Origin of the sequence: Coprococcus sp. AM14-16 (assembly GCF_003434675.1) — a bacterium.
Lineage (GTDB): Bacteria > Bacillota > Clostridia > Lachnospirales > Lachnospiraceae > Coprococcus > Coprococcus aceti.
The window spans coordinates 543,974-562,918 of record NZ_QTLL01000002.1; the positions used below are offsets into that span (position 1 = coordinate 543,974).

Below are 18,945 nucleotides of genomic sequence, written 5' to 3' on the forward strand. Positions count from 1 at the left end.
TGTATAGGCTCAGAATTGAGCCTGATCATTTGCATTGTGAATGGAAGGATAAGAAGGGCAGTGACATATGAATGAAAAGAGAGATGTAGAGGGGCTGTACAACCGATATAGACAGGTTCCATTGTATCTGATAGGAATGTTCTGTCTGATGACAGTGTTCATGTATTTTGTCGGAATAGGAGCCGGAGTTATAGCCACCATTTTTACGGCAGTATACGGAGCGGTGAGCATTGTTGTTTTCCTGAGGATGAATACTTTGTCCCGCGACAGATATGTGGAATTTGCCATGGAGCACGGCAAGATGCAGAAGGAGCTCATAAAGGAGTTTCCGGTTCCGTACGCATTGCTTGACGAGGATGGAAAAGTTGTGTGGGTGAACGACGAGTTCTCAGGTATAACGGAGACCAGTAAGAGAAAGCTCATGAAGCTGAATATAGTTCAGGTATTTGAGGAGGTTACCGAGGAGAGTCTTCCTTATCAGGAGGAGGTTACCGAGGGAGAGATAGCATTTAACGGAAGAGAATACCGTTATGAGATCAGACGTGTACAGGTGAATAAGGTTGAGCCTGCTATGGAAGAGACGGATGCCCAGCCGGGTGAGGCCGGCACAGACGGAGATGGGGCTGATGAGCAGAAGAAAGAGACGAAGGCTTCGCACGGTGGTTCAAGACACCACGGCAAGACGGACACCTTCCTTGCGTTCTACATGTTTGATGTGACAGTGGTGAATCAGCTCGCTCAGGAGAACCATGACCAGAAGCTGGTTGCGGGTCTCATATATATTGATAACTACGATGAGATATTTGAGTCGCTTGAGGAGGTACGACACTCTCTTCTTGTTGCCCTGGTCGACAGAAAGATTAACAAATACATGGCAAATGTCGACGCCATAGTCAAGAGCCTTGAGAAGGACAAGTACATGTTCGTGATGCCACAGAAGTATCTGGATCAGCTCAAGGAGAACAAATTTGCCCTGCTCGATGAGGTCAAGGCTATAAATATCGGAAATGATCTTCCACTTACACTCAGTATAAGTCTTGGTACTGATTACAAGAGCTTTATAGAAAACTTTGAGGCAGCGCGTTCCGCCATGGAGCTTGCTCTGGGCCGAGGCGGCGATCAGGCGGTTATCAAGTCCGCCGACAGGATCACCTACTTTGGCGGTAAGAGTCAGGGAACGGAGAAGTCCACGAGAGTTAAGGCGAGGGTTAAGACTCTTGCGTTCAAGGAGCTTCTTGAGACCAAGGAGAAGGTTATAATCATGGCCCACAAGAATCCGGACATGGATGCTTTTGGTTCAGGTATAGGAATATACAAGATGGTGACTGCGCTGGGCAAGACGGCGCATATAGTTGTAAATGAGGTGTCATCGGCCATAAGTCCGATATACGGCAATTTCACTTCGAGCAATTCCTACCCGGCAGATATGATAATCAACAACGATCAGGCGCTCAGTCTGGTCGATGACGACACGGTCGTAGTTGTGACGGATGTGAATAATCCTACGCTCACGGAGTGTGAGGAACTGCTGGCATATGCGAAGAGCATAGTGGTGTTCGATCACCACAGGCAGACAAAGGATGTCATTGCAAATGCGACACTGTCGTATATAGAGCCATTTGCGTCATCTGCATGTGAGATGATCGCAGAGATGCTCCAGTACATGGATGAGAAGATAAAGCTCAGGCCTACAGAGGCGGACGCCATGTATGCCGGAATACTCATTGACACCGACAACTTCCTGAGCAAGACCGGTGTCAGAACCTTTGAGGCAGCCGCGTTCCTGAAGAGAAGCGGTGCGGATGTCATGCGAGTAAGGAAGATGTTCAGAACTGACATAGAGACCTACAGACAGAAGGCGGAGGGTGTCAGCCACGCAGAGATGGTGCTTGATGCATTTGCCATATCAATCATTACACCTGGGGATGGCCCTGAGTCGCCGGTGGTACTCACCGCCAAGATTGCAAATGAGATGCTGAACATCGCAGGTGTCAGAGCTTCATTTGTAATAGCGCAGATGGGTGCGGATGTCAAGATAAGTGCAAGAGCTATTGACGATGTCAATGTCCAGATAATCATGGAGAGAATGGGTGGCGGCGGTCATGCAAATATCGCGGCAGCTCAGTTTGAAAATGCGAAAGCAGAGGATATAAAGAAGGAGCTTGTTGAGCTCCTGAATGAGATGTATAAGGAAGGAGATATTTAGGATATGAAGGTCATATTATTACAGGATGTTAAAAGCCTTGGAAAGAAAGGCGCAATGGTAGAGGTAAATGAGGGCTACGCAAGAAATTTCATCATTCCTAAGAAGCTCGGCATGGAGGCAACTCCAAAGAATATGAATGATTTCAAGCTCCGCAAGGCTCATGAGGAGAAGGTGGCAGCAGAGAATCTTGCTGATGCCAAGGCACTTGCGGCAGAGCTTGAGAAGGCTTCAGTAACTGTTAAGATCAAGGTTGGAGAGGGCGGAAGAACATTTGGCTCAGTATCCACAAAGGAGATCTCAGATGCCATCAAGAGCCAGCTCGGCAAGGATATAGACAAGAAGAAGATCGTTATGAAGGACTCCATCAAGGCGTTAGGAAGCTTTTCAGTGAAGGTCAAGCTTCACCCTGAGGTTCAGGCAGAGCTTGCTGTAAAGGTCGAGGAAGCATAAGGAGTATAGATAAAATATGGAAGATGCATTTGCAAGAAAAAAGCTTCCCTACAATCTGGATGCCGAGAAGTCTGTTATAGGTTCCATGCTCATGGACAGAGACGCCATAGTGGAGGCGTCCGATATGCTGACCAAGGAGGATTTCTACTACGGTCAGTACGGAATATTGTTCGAGAATATGGTAGAGCTGTTCAAGGAGGGTAAGGCGGTCGATCTGGTAACCCTGAAGAACAAGCTTGAGGAGAACAATGTACCTGATGAGGTCATAAGCACCAAATCCATAGCGGAGATATTGGAGACGGTTCCGACATCGGTGAATGCCAAGCATTACGCAGAGATCGTGGCGGACAAATCCATACTCAGGAAGATGATAAAGCTGTGCGAGGAAGTGGAGAAGGACTGTTATCTGGATTCTGAGGGAGTTGAACAGCTTCTTGAACAGGCCGAGAGCGGTGTGTTCAATCTGATAAAGGAGAGGAACGGCTCCAGCAAATTTGTGGGGATCGACAGGATCGTCATGAACGTTATCGAGCAGATAGAGGAGGCTTCCAGAAAGAACACAAGAGTAACAGGTATCCCTACGGGATTCATAGATCTGGACAATATGCTCACCGGTCTCCATGGATCGGAGTTTATATTGGTGGCTGCTAGACCTGCCATGGGTAAGACGGCATTTGTCCTTAATATTGCCCACCATGTTGCCGTGCGCAAGGGAATTGCCACTGCGATATTCAACCTAGAGATGAGCAAGGAGCAGCTTGTAACGCGTATGATAGCCATGGATTCCCTGGTTGATTCCCAGAAGGTACAGACGGGACAATTGGCTGAGGACGACTGGGATCAGGTGCTTGCCAGTGCGGAGAGTATAGCTGCCGCACCGCTGTACATAGAGGATAGTTCAGCACTCACCATATCCGAGCTGAGATCAAAATGCAGACAGCTCAAGAGCAAGAACAATCTTGGACTCATCATCATCGACTACCTGCAGCTTATGAGCACGACGGGACGAGTTGAGTCGCGACAGCAGTTCGTATCTGATATGTCGAGATCGTTGAAGATGCTTGCCAGGGAGCTGGATGTGCCTATCATAGCGCTGTCACAGCTTAACCGAGAGGTTGATAAGAGACCGGATCACAAGCCTGTGCTTGCGGATCTCCGAGAGTCGGGATCTATCGAGCAGGATGCCGATGTGGTTATGTTCATATACAGAGATGATTATTACAATCCTGATACCGACAAGAAGGGTATCTCGGAGATAATCATAGCTAAACAGAGAAAAGGTGCCACCGGATCTGTGGATCTGGTATGGCTGCAGGAATACACGAAGTTTGCCAACAAAGAGCACTAAATATATTATGTTTTATAAGGAGAATTGAAAATGGTAGTTGAACCAAGAGTTAAAGATTTTATTTGTACAACAGCTCACCCGGTGGGATGCGCACAGAATGTAAAGAATCAGATCGAGTATGTCAAGTCAAAGGGAGCAGTTAAGAGCGATAACGCACCTAAGAAGGTTCTGGTGATCGGAGCGTCAACAGGATACGGACTTGCATCACGTATCGCAGTTGCATTTGGCTATGGCGCAGATACCCTCGGCGTTATGTTTGAGAAGGAGTCAAATGGACGCCGTACAGCAACCGCTGGCTTCTACAACAACAGAGCATTTGAGGAGGAGGCTCACAAGGCCGGACTCTATGCAAAGTCCATCAATGGCGACGCGTTCTCAGTCGAGATTAAGGAGCAGGTTATCGAGACCATCAAGGCAGACATGGGCAAGATTGATATGATCGTATACAGTCTGGCAGCGCCTAGAAGAACAACTCCGGATGGAACAAAGTACACATCTGTACTCAAGACAGTAGGTGAGGAGTACACCAACAAGACACTTGTACTCAAGGACAACACCATCACAGATGCACATATAACAGCGGCAAATGATGACGAGATCAATGCTACCATCAAGGTAATGGGCGGTGAGGACTGGATCGACTGGATGCAGGCACTCTCAGATGCCGGAGTTCTGGCAGATAACGTGATCACAGTTGCATACTCATACATAGGACCAAAGATCACATTCCCTATCTACGCTGAGGGATCAATCGGACAGGCAAAGAAGGATCTGTACAAGTCAGCAGACATTATAAATGAAAAGTTCCCTAACATAAAGGCGAAGATAGCCATCAACAAGGCTCTTGTCACACAGTCAAGTGCAGCTATCCCTATCGTACCTCTGTATATCACACTTCTCTACAAAGTTATGAAAGAGAAGGGACTCCACGAGGGATGCATAGAGCAGATGCAGAGACTGTTCATGGATAAGATCCTGGATGACACCCAGGTGGACGACAACGGATTCATCCGTATGGATGACTGGGAGATGAGAGATGATGTTCAGGAAGTTGTTGCTGAGCACTGGGATACAGTCAACAATGACAATGTCAAGGATATAGCAGACATCGATGGATACTGGGAGGATTTCTACAACATGTTCGGTTTCAAGATCGACGGTGTGGATTACTCAGCAGATGTTGATATCATGTAATTGATCAAGATTTATATAATTGGAGGTACAGGCATGTACAAATATCTATTATTCGATCTTGACGGCACGATCACCAAGTCTGAGAAAGGAATATTCAACTGTATAAAATACGCTCTGGACTGGGCTGGAATTCCATATCCTGAATACAGAGTATTCAGAAGCTTTATAGGGCCGTCCCTGTATGATTCTTTTGTGAGAGAATTCGACATGGATGATGCAAGGGCAAAGGAGATGGTGGCCAAGTACAGAGAGAGATACAACGTGGTAGGTCTCTTCGAGGCTGAGGTGTACGACGGAGTGGCAGACACCCTGCGTGCCCTTAAGGAGAAGGGCTGCATACTCTCAGTTGCAACCAGCAAGCCGACAGAGCCGACACTCCGTATCCTTGAGAAGTTCGGTGTGGGAAAATATTTTGACGTTGTAGTTGGAAGTAATCCCGACGGAACAGGATCAGACAAGAAGCACATCATATCCCAGGTCCTTGAAAGCCTCAAGAAAGATCACGGACTGACAGAAGATATGATAAAATCAAACCAGGTTGTGATGATAGGCGACAGACGCTACGACATAGAAGGTGGCAAAGCCTGTGGCCTCCAGACCATAGGAGTCCTCTACGGCTACGGCAGCAGAGAAGAATTCGAAGCAGTCGGCGCAGACAACATAGTAGAAAGCCCAGAGGAAATCCTGAAATTGTAGATTGCAGAGCAATCTGAAGAAAAAAAGATGGCGCATGTTTTGAGAAAAGATTACGCTTGATTTGAGAAAATCAGTATGTATAATAAAAATTCTTATCGAAATATGTCAGGAACATGATCTGAAAAGTATATATCCAACAAGATCAGGATGCCATACTCCCTGGGAATATAAAATTGGGTCTCTATATATGTAATCGGTAGCGAAGACGCCTGAACTTTGCTGCTTATTGCTAAGGCGGAGCTCGCAACGCCCTTATAGCGAGCGGGAGCCGCGTGCAGATATAAGCAAAGCAAAGTGAGGTAAGTCGAGCGTGATTACATATATAGAGACCCAATTTCTGTCCCTGGAGAGTATGGCATCCGTCCGTTCGTCACATCATCTCCTGACATTGGAGATGTACCCGAAGAACGCTCCGATGATCCCCCCGATAATGTGGGTGAGATTCGACACATTGTCCTTCACAAACACTCCGTCAGCCACCTGTCCGCCGATATAAAGCACTGCAACAAGTATGAAGGTGAGCGGTATGGAGCCGTCCTTTATACATGCAAAAGAAGACAGAAGAATGTATGCGAATACCACTCCGCTGGCGCCGAGCAATGCTGTACCAGGGAAGAATATAAAATGCACGATTCCTGTCACCAGTGCGGTGGTGATGGTTACGATGAGCAGATCCTTTGAGCCGTATTTTTCCTCAAGTAGTGGGCCGATCACAAGCAGCAGCGTCATGTTGTTGATAAGGTGACTCCAGCTTGCGTGACCAAACACATGGGCAAACATGCGGATGTAGGTTAAAGGATCGGTGAGAGGGGCTCTGTATACTTCAAATAGAAGAAAGTTACTTTTGCCGCCTGTGAGGATATTCAGGAGGTAAGCTCCCAGACAAATGAGTGCAAATGTAAGTACCACAGGTGAGTTAAAGGATATTCTTAATATGGTTTTGGATTTTGTCTTTGACATGGATCGGTTCCCCTCTTATTCATATAGTATAGAAAAATATTACCAGCGGTCATCCGCTGGTAATATTTTTTAAGCGTCATAATCTGGCATATCGTTAAAGTACATCTTGTAGAAGTTGGTACTCTGTTCGAGAACCCTCATGGTTGATGGAAGCGGTACGGCGATGAGGTCGTTGAACTCATACTCTCCGGCTGCTGAATCAATCACATGTCCCATCTGAGTCTCATTATGTGTGTAATCGGCGTTGAAACCGCCGTATTTATTGCCACGGGCATCAAGACGTATCCACTTCTTGAGATCCGGATGATATACCGCATTAAGTGCATGCATAGCCATAAGTCCGCCCTTGTGCTTGATACGGATATAGCAGAATCCTGTATATAAGTTGTTGGCACGAAGCAGTGCTGCCAGCAAATTGGCCTTTGAATAGCTGATGCCCGTGCTGGCTTCCAGTACATCGGAAGCGCTGATAGTTATTACTGAAAAGTTGCTGTCATATGTGTGAGAAATCCTATCTCGGACAAAATAGTAACATGCCTGTATGATCTCATCACTGCTCTTGCAATCTGCAGCAAGTTCCTTTGCCTTTGCAGCGACGATAGGATTGTCATAATTTACATACTTGTCGTATTGCAAATATGCTGAATCCTTATTTCTCTGAATTAGTTGCATTGTGTCATCTCTCCTTTATTACTTGGAATATGTAGAACTTCAGATAATAAGATTCATCTGCAGCCCATAATATTGGGTGATCAGGAGCCTGTGTGCGGAACTCTACCTGGCGAAGTCTTACATGTGAATTCATGGCGGCCTGTTTTATGGTCTTGGTAAATAACTCGAAATCCATAAAATGTGAACATGAACAAGTTGCAAGGAATCCACCATCCCTTACGAGTTTCATAGCACGCAGATTAATCTCGCGATAGCCTTTGACTGCGTTCTTTATTGAATTTCTTGATTTTGTGAATGCCGGCGGGTCAAGTATGACAACGTCAAACTGTTCGCCTTTTGATTCCAGTTCAGGAAGAAGATCAAATACATCTCTGCACTCAAAAGAGACAGTGCTCTCCAATCCGTTGAGCGCTGCATTCTCTCTGGCCTGGGCAATAGCAAGTTCTGAAGCGTCTACTCCCAAAACGCTGGAAGCACCGGCTATGCCTGCGTTTAGAGCAAAGGAGCCTGTGTGTGTAAAGCAATCAAGAACCTTTGCATCTTTACATATTCTCTGAATAGCAAGACGATTATACTTCTGATCCAGAAAGAATCCGGTCTTCTGACCGTCTTTCACATCAACAATATATCGAACGCCATTTTCATTTATATGAACCTTTGTGTTAAATTCGTCACCAATAAACCCTTTATAGGTATCCATCCCCTCGTGTTTTCTGACTTTTGCATCGCTTCGTTCATAAACACCCTCGATTATTATACCATCATTTTTAAGTATATTTTTTAAAATATTTATTAACAAATTTTTAACTTTGTCGATGCCGAGTGCCAGTGATTCGACAACAAGCACGTTTTCAAACTTGTCAATGACGATTCCCGGCAGAAAATCAGCCTCGCCAAATACGACACGGCAGCTACTGGTGTCGACGGTTTTCTTGCGGTAATCCCATGCATCCTGAAGTCTCTTTGCGAAGAATGCCTCGTCGATCTCGGTGTCCACATGTCTTGTGAGCATGCGGATGAAGATCTTGGAGTTGGTATTTATGAATCCTTTGCCGAGTGGATAACCATCGAAGTCCTTTACTATGACGATGTCGCCGTTCTCAAAGCTGCCGACTATGGTGTCGACCTCATTGTCAAATATCCATGCTCCGCCGGACTTCAGAAGTCGTCCCTCTCCCTTTTTTAATGTAACAATAGCACCCATAATATATGTATCCTTTCTCTGTACTGCCGTTGGCAGACATTTTTCGTTGTCTGTTTTTGAATTTTGCGGATTTATTTTACCATATGTAGACAAATAATCCAAGATGGGGCAAACTTAACACATTTGTAACAAAAAACTTGTAAAAAAGTTATACTTGTAAAAATTATGTAACACGTGTATACTACGAACGTAGCAGAATGCACACAAACGTCAGATTCCCTGCGGAAACTGATGTTTAATAAAAAGGAGGACAGTAAAGATGTCTACAATGAAGACTAATATTGCAAAGAGAGAAAAGAGCCTGATGGCGGCAAAAGCTATAGGCAGTCTTATGGCGATTGCTGTATTGGCTATTGTGATTTTTTCTACAAATGTGGTGACACAGGCAGATGAGATGGGAGCTGACGGCACGGCAGTTCTGGCCACAGCATCAGATGCAGTTCAGAGTGGAGTGATACAGGATGAGGATGGTTACTTCAGATATTATGTTAATGGTGAAGTGCAGAAAACTGCAGGCTGGATAGATGCCGATGATGGCACCAGATATCTTATAGATGAAAATGGCGTGGCAGCTATGAAGTTTACACGTTCTGGCGATACCATCAAGATATACAGATTCAGCGCTGATTCAAAGGACTGGACGATCTGCAAGAACGAGTGGCAGACAGTGGATAACGTTCTCTATTATCTGAACAATTCCGGACTGTGTGAAAAGATATACGATAATAGCAGCAAGAAGGCAAAGTCACTGAGCAGCGGCAAGCTTGTCCAGGTGAAGAACCAGATGCTTATTCTCAACGATGGCAGAACATATTATTTCAATTCAAATGGTGACAAGGTCACAAAGGGCGGTTGGTATCATATAAATTATGACAATATGGTATTTGTAACAGGCGGTGGATCCCACTATGTAAAGGAGAGGATCTACAAGGCATCAGGCATTTTCAGAAAGTATTCATTTAACGATTCAAAGAAGAGCTGGGATATGAACAAGAACCTGTGGAAGAATACAGGCAGAAAGCTGATGTATTTTGATGGATCAGGCACATGTACCATTCTGTATGATCAGGCATCGAATATATTGTACAGATACATATCAAGCAGCAAGTCATACAAGAGAGTCTCAAATGTGATCGACAAGCTCAACGGAAACAGATACTATTTCTATGATGCAAATGGAAATAGACGTACATCATCAGGATGGAAGAAGGTAAATGGAAGTACCGCTTACTACGTATGTGACGGCGGATATGTTACCTCAAGATATACAGATCAGAAGGGTACAAAGAAGGTATACGACTTTGATTACTCGAAGAACACATGGGTGCAGAAGAAAAATATGTGGAAGACTGTCTACCGCAGCAGATATTATTTCGGCTCTAAAGGCGTAGCCACAATCAGCTATAACAACAGCACCAAGAAGGCATACAAGTTTACAGGCAGAAAGTGGAAGCCTGCAAAGAAGCTCATAATGAAGATCGGAAATGCCAATTACTATTTCAACAGCGCTGCAAAGCGAGTTGTAAAGGCTGGAAAGTATAAGACAGCCGATGGCTACATAGCATATGTCAACAGAAGAGGCGTTGTATATAAGAGAGAGTACGATCTCTCGGTCAAGAGATATTACACTATCGATCTTGGTAAGGGCAGAAAGACAAGAGTATATGGATATTATGATATAGGCGCGGCAAACAGACTGAGTAAGATGGTCAACCAGCATCGTGCAGAAAATGGACTTTCAAGCCTTAAGGTGTCAACATCTCTGACAGAGACCGCTACCACAAGAGCAAAGGAGATAAGCAACAAGTACAGCCATTACAGACCAAATGGAACACTGTGTCTCAACTCCATGTACGAGTTGTACGGAGAGAATCTTGCATGTGGTTTCAGTGGTGGAGATCTCGTGTTCAGAGCATGGTCCAAGTCGACCGCACATGACAGCAATATGCTGAATACTACATACAAGACCATGGGCGTTGCAGTATTTGTGGCTCTCAAAAATGATAAACAGGGATATAAGAGATATTATGTCCTTACATTTGGAAAGTAATTTTAATTAGGAAATTAGTGGAAAATAAGACTGTTAAATCCCTCAAATTAAATTGAATTATATGGAGAAATAGAGTACCATACATAGTATAAGGCAAATAGTCGGATATAGAATTTTGGCTAGTTTGGGAATGGAGATTGTGTGTGGGTTTCATATATTCGTCTTTAAATAGAGGTGCCGGCGAGAGTGTGGCACTATTTGACAATAGAATAGCCAGGATGCTTCCTTTTGTCACGGGAAAGGCATATTTTGACCTCAGGAATTATGATGCCCAGACTGGAGAATTCGGAGTATATATTGAATGGGATGGTGAGCTTGAGGCAGTGCTTGGATATTCACTGCCGGCAGGAGGATATTTCGTCAAAGCAACCACACCGCAGGCGTACAGATTCCACAGGCTCGACAAGGGACTCCCGGTATATATGAAGTTGATAGCGCAGAATGGCAGACTGTATCCTTACAGGACATATGTCATGATGGACGGCAGACCTTTCAGTGTGGAATTCGGCGGTGGAGTTCTGATCCCTTTTGAGGACAGATACGAAGAGCTTGGATGCGAAGCTGCGAAACAGACTGTGGATACTGGAAGCCAGAAGCTTTTGATGGGAAGTCAGAGTGGAATGACAGGAAGTCAGAGGTTCCGGTGGAATGGCAGTCAGATGAGACTGCTGTTTGGAAGTCAGGGAGGCTTCAGATACCTGGCGGGAAGCCAGTATAGAGTGTTTGGCAGCCAGCGTATGTTGTTTGGCAGCCAGAGAATATTGTCAGGCAGCCAATATAGAATATTTGGAAGTCAGCGGATAAAAAATATGCCGATGGTGCTTGAAAGTGACACACAGTGGCCACAGGACAGTATGGATTCAATCAGAACAAGCCAGGAGCTGATGGTTGAGTTTCCTAAGGAGTGGCAGCTTATCAACAGAAGCAGAAGACCGACCAGCCGGATTGGTGGCAATGCTAAGTTTGGATATGGACTGGATCTGATCTAGTACATGACCGGATCTTGGAGGATATATGAAGGATATAGAGGGATTCCACACATTGTGGACTGCTCCTTATTTTGAGAAAAGTAAAGATGACACTTACAGCATGCAGGATTATGAGCTTTTGACCATGATCCTGTCTGCTCTTATGTGGAGAAAAATGAATGGCCCTATCACACTTTACGGTGATGCAAGGGCCATTGATTATGTTGAGGGACAGGGATTGTCGCATATATGGAATGGCGGCATAAAAGAGATACAGGTTCCTGACAGCATATCCCCGGGAGTGTTCTGGGCTGCGGGCAAGCTGTATGCGCTTAAGGCGGCGCATATGCCGGCGGTCATGGTGGATCTGGACCTTATAGTGTGGAAGAATATAGGGGAATACATAGCGGGGACGGATATTTGTGCAATACACAGAGAAGGAATATATCCGGATGTATATCCCGGCAGGGACTTCTTCAATATGGACAGTTCGTACAGCTTTGATCCCCTGTGGAGCTGGGATGTTCCGCCGGTAAATACCTGTATGCTATATATGGCTAAGGAGCAATTTAAGAACTATTATGTGGACAGCTCCATACAGTTTATGGAGAATTGTAGGGAGACTGAGGAAAATCTGTGCCACATGGTATTTGCGGAGCAGAGACTGCTTGCGATGTGTGCTGCGAGAAAGGGAAAGATTATTGCTTCATTTTTTCCTGAGGCGGCGGATATAGAGAGACAGGATGTGTTCACACATTTGTGGGGATATAAGAATATTCTGAAGTTTAACTATGGGAAAAGGGTTGAGTTTAACGGGCATCTCTGCGAGCGGATAGAGCGGGAGTTTCCGGAAGAGGCGGATGTTATAAGGGAGTTACATGTTTGTAGATAAAGTGCTGAAGAAGATACCCAGGGAGATATACATATATATACTGTGGGGAATTGTCGTGGGAGCGGTAAATCTTGGCTCCGCCTGGATATTTATGTACAAATGCGGGATAGAACCTGTCAGGGCCAACTTCCTGGCATGGATACTGTACAATTTTGTGTCATTCATAACAAATAGAAAATCGGTGTTCCACACTGCCGCAGAGACTGCATGGGAGTTCATAAAAGAACTGGTGTCATTCTACGTGAGCAGGGTGTTCACACTGGTGGTAGAGGAGGGCCTGATCTATATACTGGTTGACAGGCTTCACCTGTGGGCGATGGGCATAAAGACGTTCACATCAGTGCTGGTGATATTCCTCAATTATTATATAAGCAAGAAGTTTATATTCAGAAAGATAAAGGAAAAACTGTAAGAGATATGTATAAATGCGAATGTTTATCGAAATTTTATAGAAAAACATGGACACAATTACTTCCAAACATTTGACAGTTGGAGTATAATTGAGTAGTTAAATATATATAAAAAGCAGAATAAGTAATGCAAGGAGATAAGTATGAAGAAGAGAGTAGTAATAACAGGTATAGGAGCCATAACTCCAGTCGGCAATACAGTTGACGAGTATTGGGATTCACTTAAGGAAGGAAAGCATGGCTTCGGACCTATTACACAGTTTGACGCTTCAGCATACAAGTGCAAGCTTGTCGGCGAGGTTAAGAACTTTGTAGCAAAGGACTACATTGATCCAAAGTCTGCAAGACGTATGGCTAGATTCACACAGTTTGCTGTGAAGGCAACCCAGGAGGCTATGGCAGATTCAGGACTTGATATGACAAAGGAAGATGCTTACAGAGTTGGTACATGTATTGGTTCAGGTGTTGGTTCACTTCAGGAGCTTGAGAACGCATATGGAACCATACTTACAAAGGGACCACTTCGTGTAAGTCCATTCGTAGTTCCTATGATGATCAGCAACATCGCAGCAGGTAACGTTGCGATCCAGTTTGGTCTCAAGGGCAAGAGTATAGATGTTGTAACAGCATGTGCTTCAGGAACAAACAGTATCGGTGAGGCATTCAGAACTATCCAGTACGGAGACGCTGATGTCATGGTAGCCGGCGGATGTGAGGCAGCAGTTTCACCTATCGGTATATCAACATTTGATTCACTTACAGCACTTACATCATCAACAGATCCAGACAGATGTTCTATTCCATTTGATAAGGACAGAAGCGGATTCGTTCTCGGTGAGGGTGCAGGTATTGTTATTCTTGAGGAGCTTGAGCACGCAAAGGCAAGAGGTGCAAAGATCTACGCAGAGCTTTCAGGTTACGGATGTTCAAGTGATGCACACCACATCACAGCACCTGAGGAGTCAGGTGAGGGACCAGCAGTTGCCATGACCAATGCGGTTAAGGATGCAGGACTTCCACTTGATGCGGTTCAGTACATCAATGCTCATGGTACAAGCACACATCTGAACGATCTTGTTGAGACACGTGCTATCAAGAAGGCATTTGGCGATCACGCAAAGGACATCAAGATCAATTCAACAAAGTCTATGACAGGACATCTTCTCGGTGCAGCAGGAGCCATCGAGTGTATTGCCTGTGTCAAGAGTATAGAGGAAGGTTATATCCACAGAACAAGAGGCCTTGTGGAGAGCGAGGAGGAGCTTGATCTGGATTATTGTAAGGAGCCATGCGAGATGGACGTTGATGTTGCGATCAGCAACTCACTTGGATTTGGCGGACACAATGCATGTATCGTCTTACAGAAGTATAAGGAGCAGTAAATATCATGTTATTTATCAAAAAAAAGGCAAAGGATGCCGAGATAATTGCAGCAAAGGCTGCAGAGGAGGCAAAGGCTGCTGAGGGAATTCAGGAAGCACCAAAGGTGGAGCTTGTAAAGTGCCCTAAGTGCGGAAGAGAAGTTGAGAAGGAAAGAGTGAAGAACGCAAAGTACATTTGTTATGAGTGCGGTTCTTACTTCAGAGTTAAGACCAAGAATAGAATAAGAATGGTCACAGATCCAAAGTCATTTGAGCCATGGTTTGAGGATATGCCAAGCTCAAATCCTCTTGGAACAGAGGGCTATGAGGACAAGGTTGCGGCTGCACAGGCCAAGACAAACCTCAAGGAGGCTGTTACTATAGGAAAGGCAACCATCAATGGTGAGCCTGCTGTAGTTGGTGTATGTGATGCAAGATTCCTCATGAGCAGCATGGGATATGTTGTGGGTGAGAAGATTGCCAGAGCTGTCGAGAAGGCTACAGAGGAGAAGCTTCCGGTATTCATGTTCTGCTGTTCAGGCGGTGCACGTATGCAGGAGGGAATCATTTCTCTGATGCAGATGGCCAAGACATCCGCTGCATTCAAGAAACATTCTGATGCAGGACTTCTGTATGTATCTATTCTTACAGATCCTACAACAGGTGGTGTTACAGCCAGCTTTGCAATGCTTGGAGATATTATCCTTGGAGAGCCAGGTGCGCTCGTAGGATTTGCAGGACCACGAGTTATCAAGCAGACTATTGGTCAGGAGCTTCCAGAGGGCTTCCAGAGATCAGAGTTCCTTGTTGAGCATGGTATCATAGATGGCATAATCACAAGAGACAAGATGAAGGACACAATGTATGATCTCATCGTCACACATAAGCAGAGACAGGGCTATGCTAACTTTGACAGTGCTGTTGAAGATGAGAAATTTGACATAAGCGAGATCCTCAAGGAGAGACTCAAGGATGACGAGCCTAAGACTCCGTGGGAGAAGCTCAGAGGTGCTCGTCAGATGAGCAGACCTTCAGGTTTCGACTATGTGAAGTATATATGCGATGATTTCCGTGAGATCCACGGAGACAGAACCATGAATGATGACAGAGCCATTGTGGGTGGTATCGGTCATATAGATGGACAGCCTGTAACAGTTATATCACAGGTCAAGGGAGCTTCCATGGCAGAGTGCATGGAGAGAAACTTTGGTATGCCTCTTCCTGATGGCTACAGAAAGGCTCTTCGTCTGATGAAGCAGGCTGAGAAGTTCGGCAGACCTATCATTACATTTGTAAATACACCGGGTGCGTTCTGTGGACTTGAGGCTGAGGAGCGAGGAATGGGTGAAGCCATAGCGAGAAATCTCTATGAGATGTCATCACTCAAGGTTCCTGTACTCTGTATCCTTATCGGAGAAGGCGGAAGCGGTGGAGCACTTGCCCTTGCAGTCGGCAATGAGGTATGGATGCTTGAGAATGCGACATACTCAATCCTTTCACCTGAGGGATATGCGTCTATCCTCTGGAAGGACAGCAACAGAGCTGAAGAGGCTGCAGAAGTTATGCAGATTACAGCGCAGGATCTCAAGAGACTGAACGTTATCGAGCAGGTCGTACCTGAGTACGGCGGAGCAGATGAGCAGTCAGTTCCATATATAGGCAAGTACCTTAAGATGAACATTAAGGAATTCCTCAAGAAGTATTCAGACAAGACTCCTGAGGAGATCGCACAGGACAGATACGACAGATTCAGAAATCTGTAGATCACAGATATACTATAGATGAAAGGCATTTCTCAAGTGAGAAATTTATCTCACGGGGAATGCCTTTTATTCATGCATATGTTGAAGTGATGGTGTTTTTTTGGTAAACTTTATGTATATGGCTGAAGATACAGCTTGAATTGGAGGAGCGTTTATGAAGAAACAGATAAAGGTTACTTTGATAGTTATCGTGGCCGCCATCATTGCGGCAGCAATCATATGGTACGTGATGTACCTGCGGGGCAAGGAGCAGGATCTGCTGACACCTGTGGGAACACGTGCAGAATTTATCGGTGATACAGACAAATATCCTACCATGCTTACAGCGAAGGGGACTCAGATCCTGAATGCAGACGGAGAACAGGTTGTTCTCAAGGGTGTGATGGTTCCAGAGTCGCGCAGTCTGTATGAGGAGAAGAAGTTTAATGAGGATTTCTACAAGGATGTATTTGCCAAGGGTGGTAATGCCATAAGGGTGCCAATAAGCCCTGTGGAGTACAAGAATGACGATTACTATATGTGGAGATATCTTGACCGCATAGTTACCTGGGCCGGAGAGAACGATAACTATGTTATTCTCGACTGGGATTATACAGGTAACCCGATAGATGGTTCCGGGGATGAGATGCCGGATCTCGACGAGAATCCGCTGGATTATTCTGCTGAATTCTGGAAGAACATTGCGGATTATTTCAAGAACACTCCAAATGTTATATTTGAGATATACAATGAGCCGGTTGGCATGAGTGATTCAGAGTGGAAGAGATGCGCGGAGAGCCTTATAGGAGTTATAAGGGATGCCGGCGCAAAGCAGCTTATAATCGTTGGAAGTCCGGATTACTGTTATGATCTCGGATGGCTTGACGAGCTCGGCGTGAAGAATGACAATACTGCGTTCTCTGTTCATGTTTATCCGGACAAGGTGTTCTGGCAGAAGTTCCTGTCGGGCTATGTGACAAGTTATCCTCTTATAGTGACAGAGTGGGGATATGCAGACGATGATGTCGAGGTCAAGAATGAGAAGCTGAAGGGCACCAGAAATGTATTTGGAATAAAATTTACCAGATATCTGGAAAAGCATGATATAGGATGGATTGCAGTTGGATATGACGATACGGTGGAGCCATCCATGTTTACTAAGGGATATAAGAAACTCACAAAATGGGGCGAGTATGTGACTGAGCTGCTTGGAGACAAGGAAGAATAAAGAGAATAACGGATAAAAGGGAGAAAATATATAATGGCAATCAGAATATTAGGAACAGGAAGCTACCTTGCGGAGAAAGAGGTATCAAATGATGAGCTTGCAAAGTATGTTGATACATCTGATGAGTGGATATCTTCAAGAACAGGTATAAAGAACAGAAGAATAGCTGTTAAGGAGACAACGACGAGCATGGCTGCTGAGGCTGCTGAGAGAGCACTTGAGATGGCAGGGAAGTCCGCAGAGAATGTGGAGCTTATAGTGCTTGCCACAGTCACCCCGGATTATTACACACCAAGCGGGGCGTGTCAGGTTCAGGCGGCTATAGGTGCGGATAAGGCGATTGCGTTTGATGTGAATGCGGCATGCTCGGGCTTTGTATTTGCCCTCAATGTTGCAAAGATGTATATAGAGACAGGGTTTGTGAAGAATGCTCTTGTAATAGGTTCGGAGACGCTGTCAAAGATACTTGACTGGAATGACAGAGGTACATGCGTATTGTTTGGAGATGGCGCAGGTGCCGCTTATATAGAGGAGTCTGACAAGGGAATCATAAGCATTGTCCAGGGTTCAATCGGCAAGAAGGGTATGGTGCTCAACTGCGAGAGCAGAAAGACCAACAATATATTTGTAAAAGATGAGATCAATCATGACTATCTGTATATGGATGGACAGGAGGTGTACAAGTTTGCGGTGAGACAGTGTCCTAAGTGCCTCCAGGAGGCTCTTGACAAGGCTGGAATGACCGTTGACGATGTGGATTACTTCGTACTCCACCAGGCAAATGTAAGAATTATTGAATCTGTTGCCAAGAGACTTAAGGCACCGCTTGAGAAGTTCCCTACGACTCTCGACTACACAGGAAATATGTCTGCGGCGAGTGTACCTGTACTTCTCGACCAGCTCGTGAGGGAGCACGGCCTGAAGCGCGGCGACAAGATCGCCATGTCGGCATTCGGCGCAGGGCTCACATACGGCGCTGTGGTTATGGAGTGGTAGAGGCTTTAACACCTGTAATTTTTGAGGGCGGAACGGAGCTCCTTGTATTTTGGGAGTATTTTTTCTACCTCGGCCCAGAAAAGTGCGGAGTGGTTCATCTGCTTTCTGTGACACAGCTCGTGGACTACCACGTAGTCTATGATTTCGGGAGTGGTGTTCATCAGTGCACAGTTGAAATTCAGGTTACCGGAGGAGCTGCAGCTTCCCCAGCGGGTCTTCTGATGCCTGATGGTGATCCTTCCGTAGGTCACGCCTATTATCTGAGCAAAATGTTCTACACGTGAAGGAATATATATCCGAGCCTGTTCTGACAGTGCCTTTATATCGGCATCTGTCAAGGCAGTGCTTGGATTTTTTTCGCCTGACATATTGGAAATTCTTTTCTGCATGATTTCCAGATGGCTGCGGATCCAGTTTTGTCTGGAATCCACAAAGCTTTGGATCTGACTGTCGGTCATTCTGAGGGGCGCACGAACCTTTATGTTGAGGTCTCTGTCTATCTCGATACAGATAGATTTGCGCCTGCTCCTGACGACAGAATATTCGAATTTATCAGAATTGTTCATGG

The 18,945-nt window shown here is 45.3% G+C and carries 17 protein-coding genes; 13 read left to right on the top strand and 4 right to left on the bottom strand.

Going from position 1 to position 18,945, the window contains the following annotated elements; genetic code table 11:
• Positions 1-67 precede the first annotated feature (67 nt).
• From DW159_RS08470 to DW159_RS08490, 5 genes are read left to right on the top strand one after another with little or no spacing between them, the layout of a single operon-like run.
• Positions 68-2,206, top strand: coding sequence for a DHH family phosphoesterase (locus DW159_RS08470; protein WP_117550032.1), 2,139 nt, complete (start codon positions 68-70; stop codon positions 2,204-2,206).
• 3 nt (positions 2,207-2,209) lie between these two features.
• A complete protein-coding gene (gene rplI, locus DW159_RS08475; protein WP_015534512.1) occupies positions 2,210-2,656 on the top strand; it encodes a 50S ribosomal protein L9 in 447 nt (148 codons plus the stop codon).
• 16 nt (positions 2,657-2,672) lie between these two features.
• Entirely contained in the window at positions 2,673-4,004 is a 1,332-nt protein-coding gene (gene dnaB, locus DW159_RS08480; protein WP_015534513.1) for a replicative DNA helicase, read from the top strand.
• Positions 4,005-4,034: 30 nt separating this feature from the next.
• Complete coding sequence (gene fabV / locus DW159_RS08485) at positions 4,035-5,198, top strand: enoyl-ACP reductase FabV (protein WP_055222328.1); 1,164 nt, start codon at positions 4,035-4,037, stop codon at positions 5,196-5,198.
• 33 nt (positions 5,199-5,231) lie between these two features.
• Positions 5,232-5,894, top strand: coding sequence for an HAD hydrolase-like protein (locus DW159_RS08490; protein WP_117550034.1), 663 nt, complete (start codon positions 5,232-5,234; stop codon positions 5,892-5,894).
• Between the two features lie 375 nt (positions 5,895-6,269).
• Here DW159_RS08490 and DW159_RS08495 read toward each other — a convergent pair whose 3' ends face one another.
• The 3 genes from DW159_RS08495 to DW159_RS08505 form a co-directional block, all read right to left on the bottom strand.
• The gene (locus tag DW159_RS08495) at positions 6,270-6,854 is read right to left on the bottom strand and encodes a rhomboid family intramembrane serine protease (RefSeq protein WP_015534516.1); all 585 of its coding nucleotides are present in this window, start codon (positions 6,852-6,854) and stop codon (positions 6,270-6,272) included.
• Positions 6,855-6,923: 69 nt separating this feature from the next.
• The gene (locus tag DW159_RS08500) at positions 6,924-7,526 is read right to left on the bottom strand and encodes a transglutaminase-like domain-containing protein (RefSeq protein ID WP_015534517.1); all 603 of its coding nucleotides are present in this window, start codon (positions 7,524-7,526) and stop codon (positions 6,924-6,926) included.
• A gap of 4 nt (positions 7,527-7,530) precedes the next feature.
• Positions 7,531-8,730 (bottom strand): class I SAM-dependent rRNA methyltransferase, encoded by a 1,200-nt coding sequence (locus DW159_RS08505; protein WP_117550036.1) that lies wholly within the window; start codon positions 8,728-8,730, stop codon positions 7,531-7,533.
• A 259-nt stretch (positions 8,731-8,989) separates the two neighbouring features.
• Between DW159_RS08505 and DW159_RS08510 the strand changes: the two genes are divergently transcribed.
• From DW159_RS08510 to DW159_RS08545, 8 genes are all read left to right on the top strand, one after another.
• On the top strand, positions 8,990-10,780 hold the full coding sequence (locus DW159_RS08510; RefSeq protein WP_117550038.1) for a CAP domain-containing protein: 1,791 nt from the start codon (positions 8,990-8,992) through the stop codon (positions 10,778-10,780).
• A gap of 143 nt (positions 10,781-10,923) precedes the next feature.
• The gene (locus DW159_RS08515) at positions 10,924-11,769 is read left to right on the top strand and encodes a hypothetical protein (protein ID WP_117550040.1); all 846 of its coding nucleotides are present in this window, start codon (positions 10,924-10,926) and stop codon (positions 11,767-11,769) included.
• A gap of 25 nt (positions 11,770-11,794) precedes the next feature.
• The gene (locus tag DW159_RS08520; protein ID WP_117550042.1) at positions 11,795-12,640 is read left to right on the top strand and encodes a DUF6734 family protein; all 846 of its coding nucleotides are present in this window, start codon (positions 11,795-11,797) and stop codon (positions 12,638-12,640) included.
• The gene (locus DW159_RS08525) at positions 12,627-13,052 is read left to right on the top strand and encodes a GtrA family protein (RefSeq protein WP_117550044.1); all 426 of its coding nucleotides are present in this window, start codon (positions 12,627-12,629) and stop codon (positions 13,050-13,052) included. Before DW159_RS08520 ends, DW159_RS08525 begins: the two co-directional genes overlap by 14 nt.
• A 141-nt stretch (positions 13,053-13,193) precedes the next feature.
• Positions 13,194-14,432, top strand: a complete 1,239-nt coding sequence (fabF, locus tag DW159_RS08530) for a beta-ketoacyl-ACP synthase II (RefSeq protein ID WP_117550046.1) — start codon at positions 13,194-13,196, stop codon at positions 14,430-14,432.
• Positions 14,433-14,437: 5 nt separating this feature from the next.
• The gene (locus tag DW159_RS08535; RefSeq protein WP_015534523.1) at positions 14,438-16,174 is read left to right on the top strand and encodes an acetyl-CoA carboxylase carboxyl transferase subunit; all 1,737 of its coding nucleotides are present in this window, start codon (positions 14,438-14,440) and stop codon (positions 16,172-16,174) included.
• 154 nt (positions 16,175-16,328) lie between these two features.
• On the top strand, positions 16,329-17,381 hold the full coding sequence (locus DW159_RS08540) for a glycoside hydrolase family 5 protein (protein ID WP_022215986.1): 1,053 nt from the start codon (positions 16,329-16,331) through the stop codon (positions 17,379-17,381).
• Between the two features lie 33 nt (positions 17,382-17,414).
• Complete coding sequence (locus tag DW159_RS08545; RefSeq protein ID WP_117550048.1) at positions 17,415-18,377, top strand: beta-ketoacyl-ACP synthase III; 963 nt, start codon at positions 17,415-17,417, stop codon at positions 18,375-18,377.
• A gap of 5 nt (positions 18,378-18,382) precedes the next feature.
• Here the strand turns inward: DW159_RS08545 and DW159_RS08550 are convergent, their stop codons facing one another.
• Complete coding sequence (locus tag DW159_RS08550; RefSeq protein ID WP_117550050.1) at positions 18,383-18,943, bottom strand: M48 family metallopeptidase; 561 nt, start codon at positions 18,941-18,943, stop codon at positions 18,383-18,385.
• Positions 18,944-18,945: the final 2 nt, after the last annotated feature.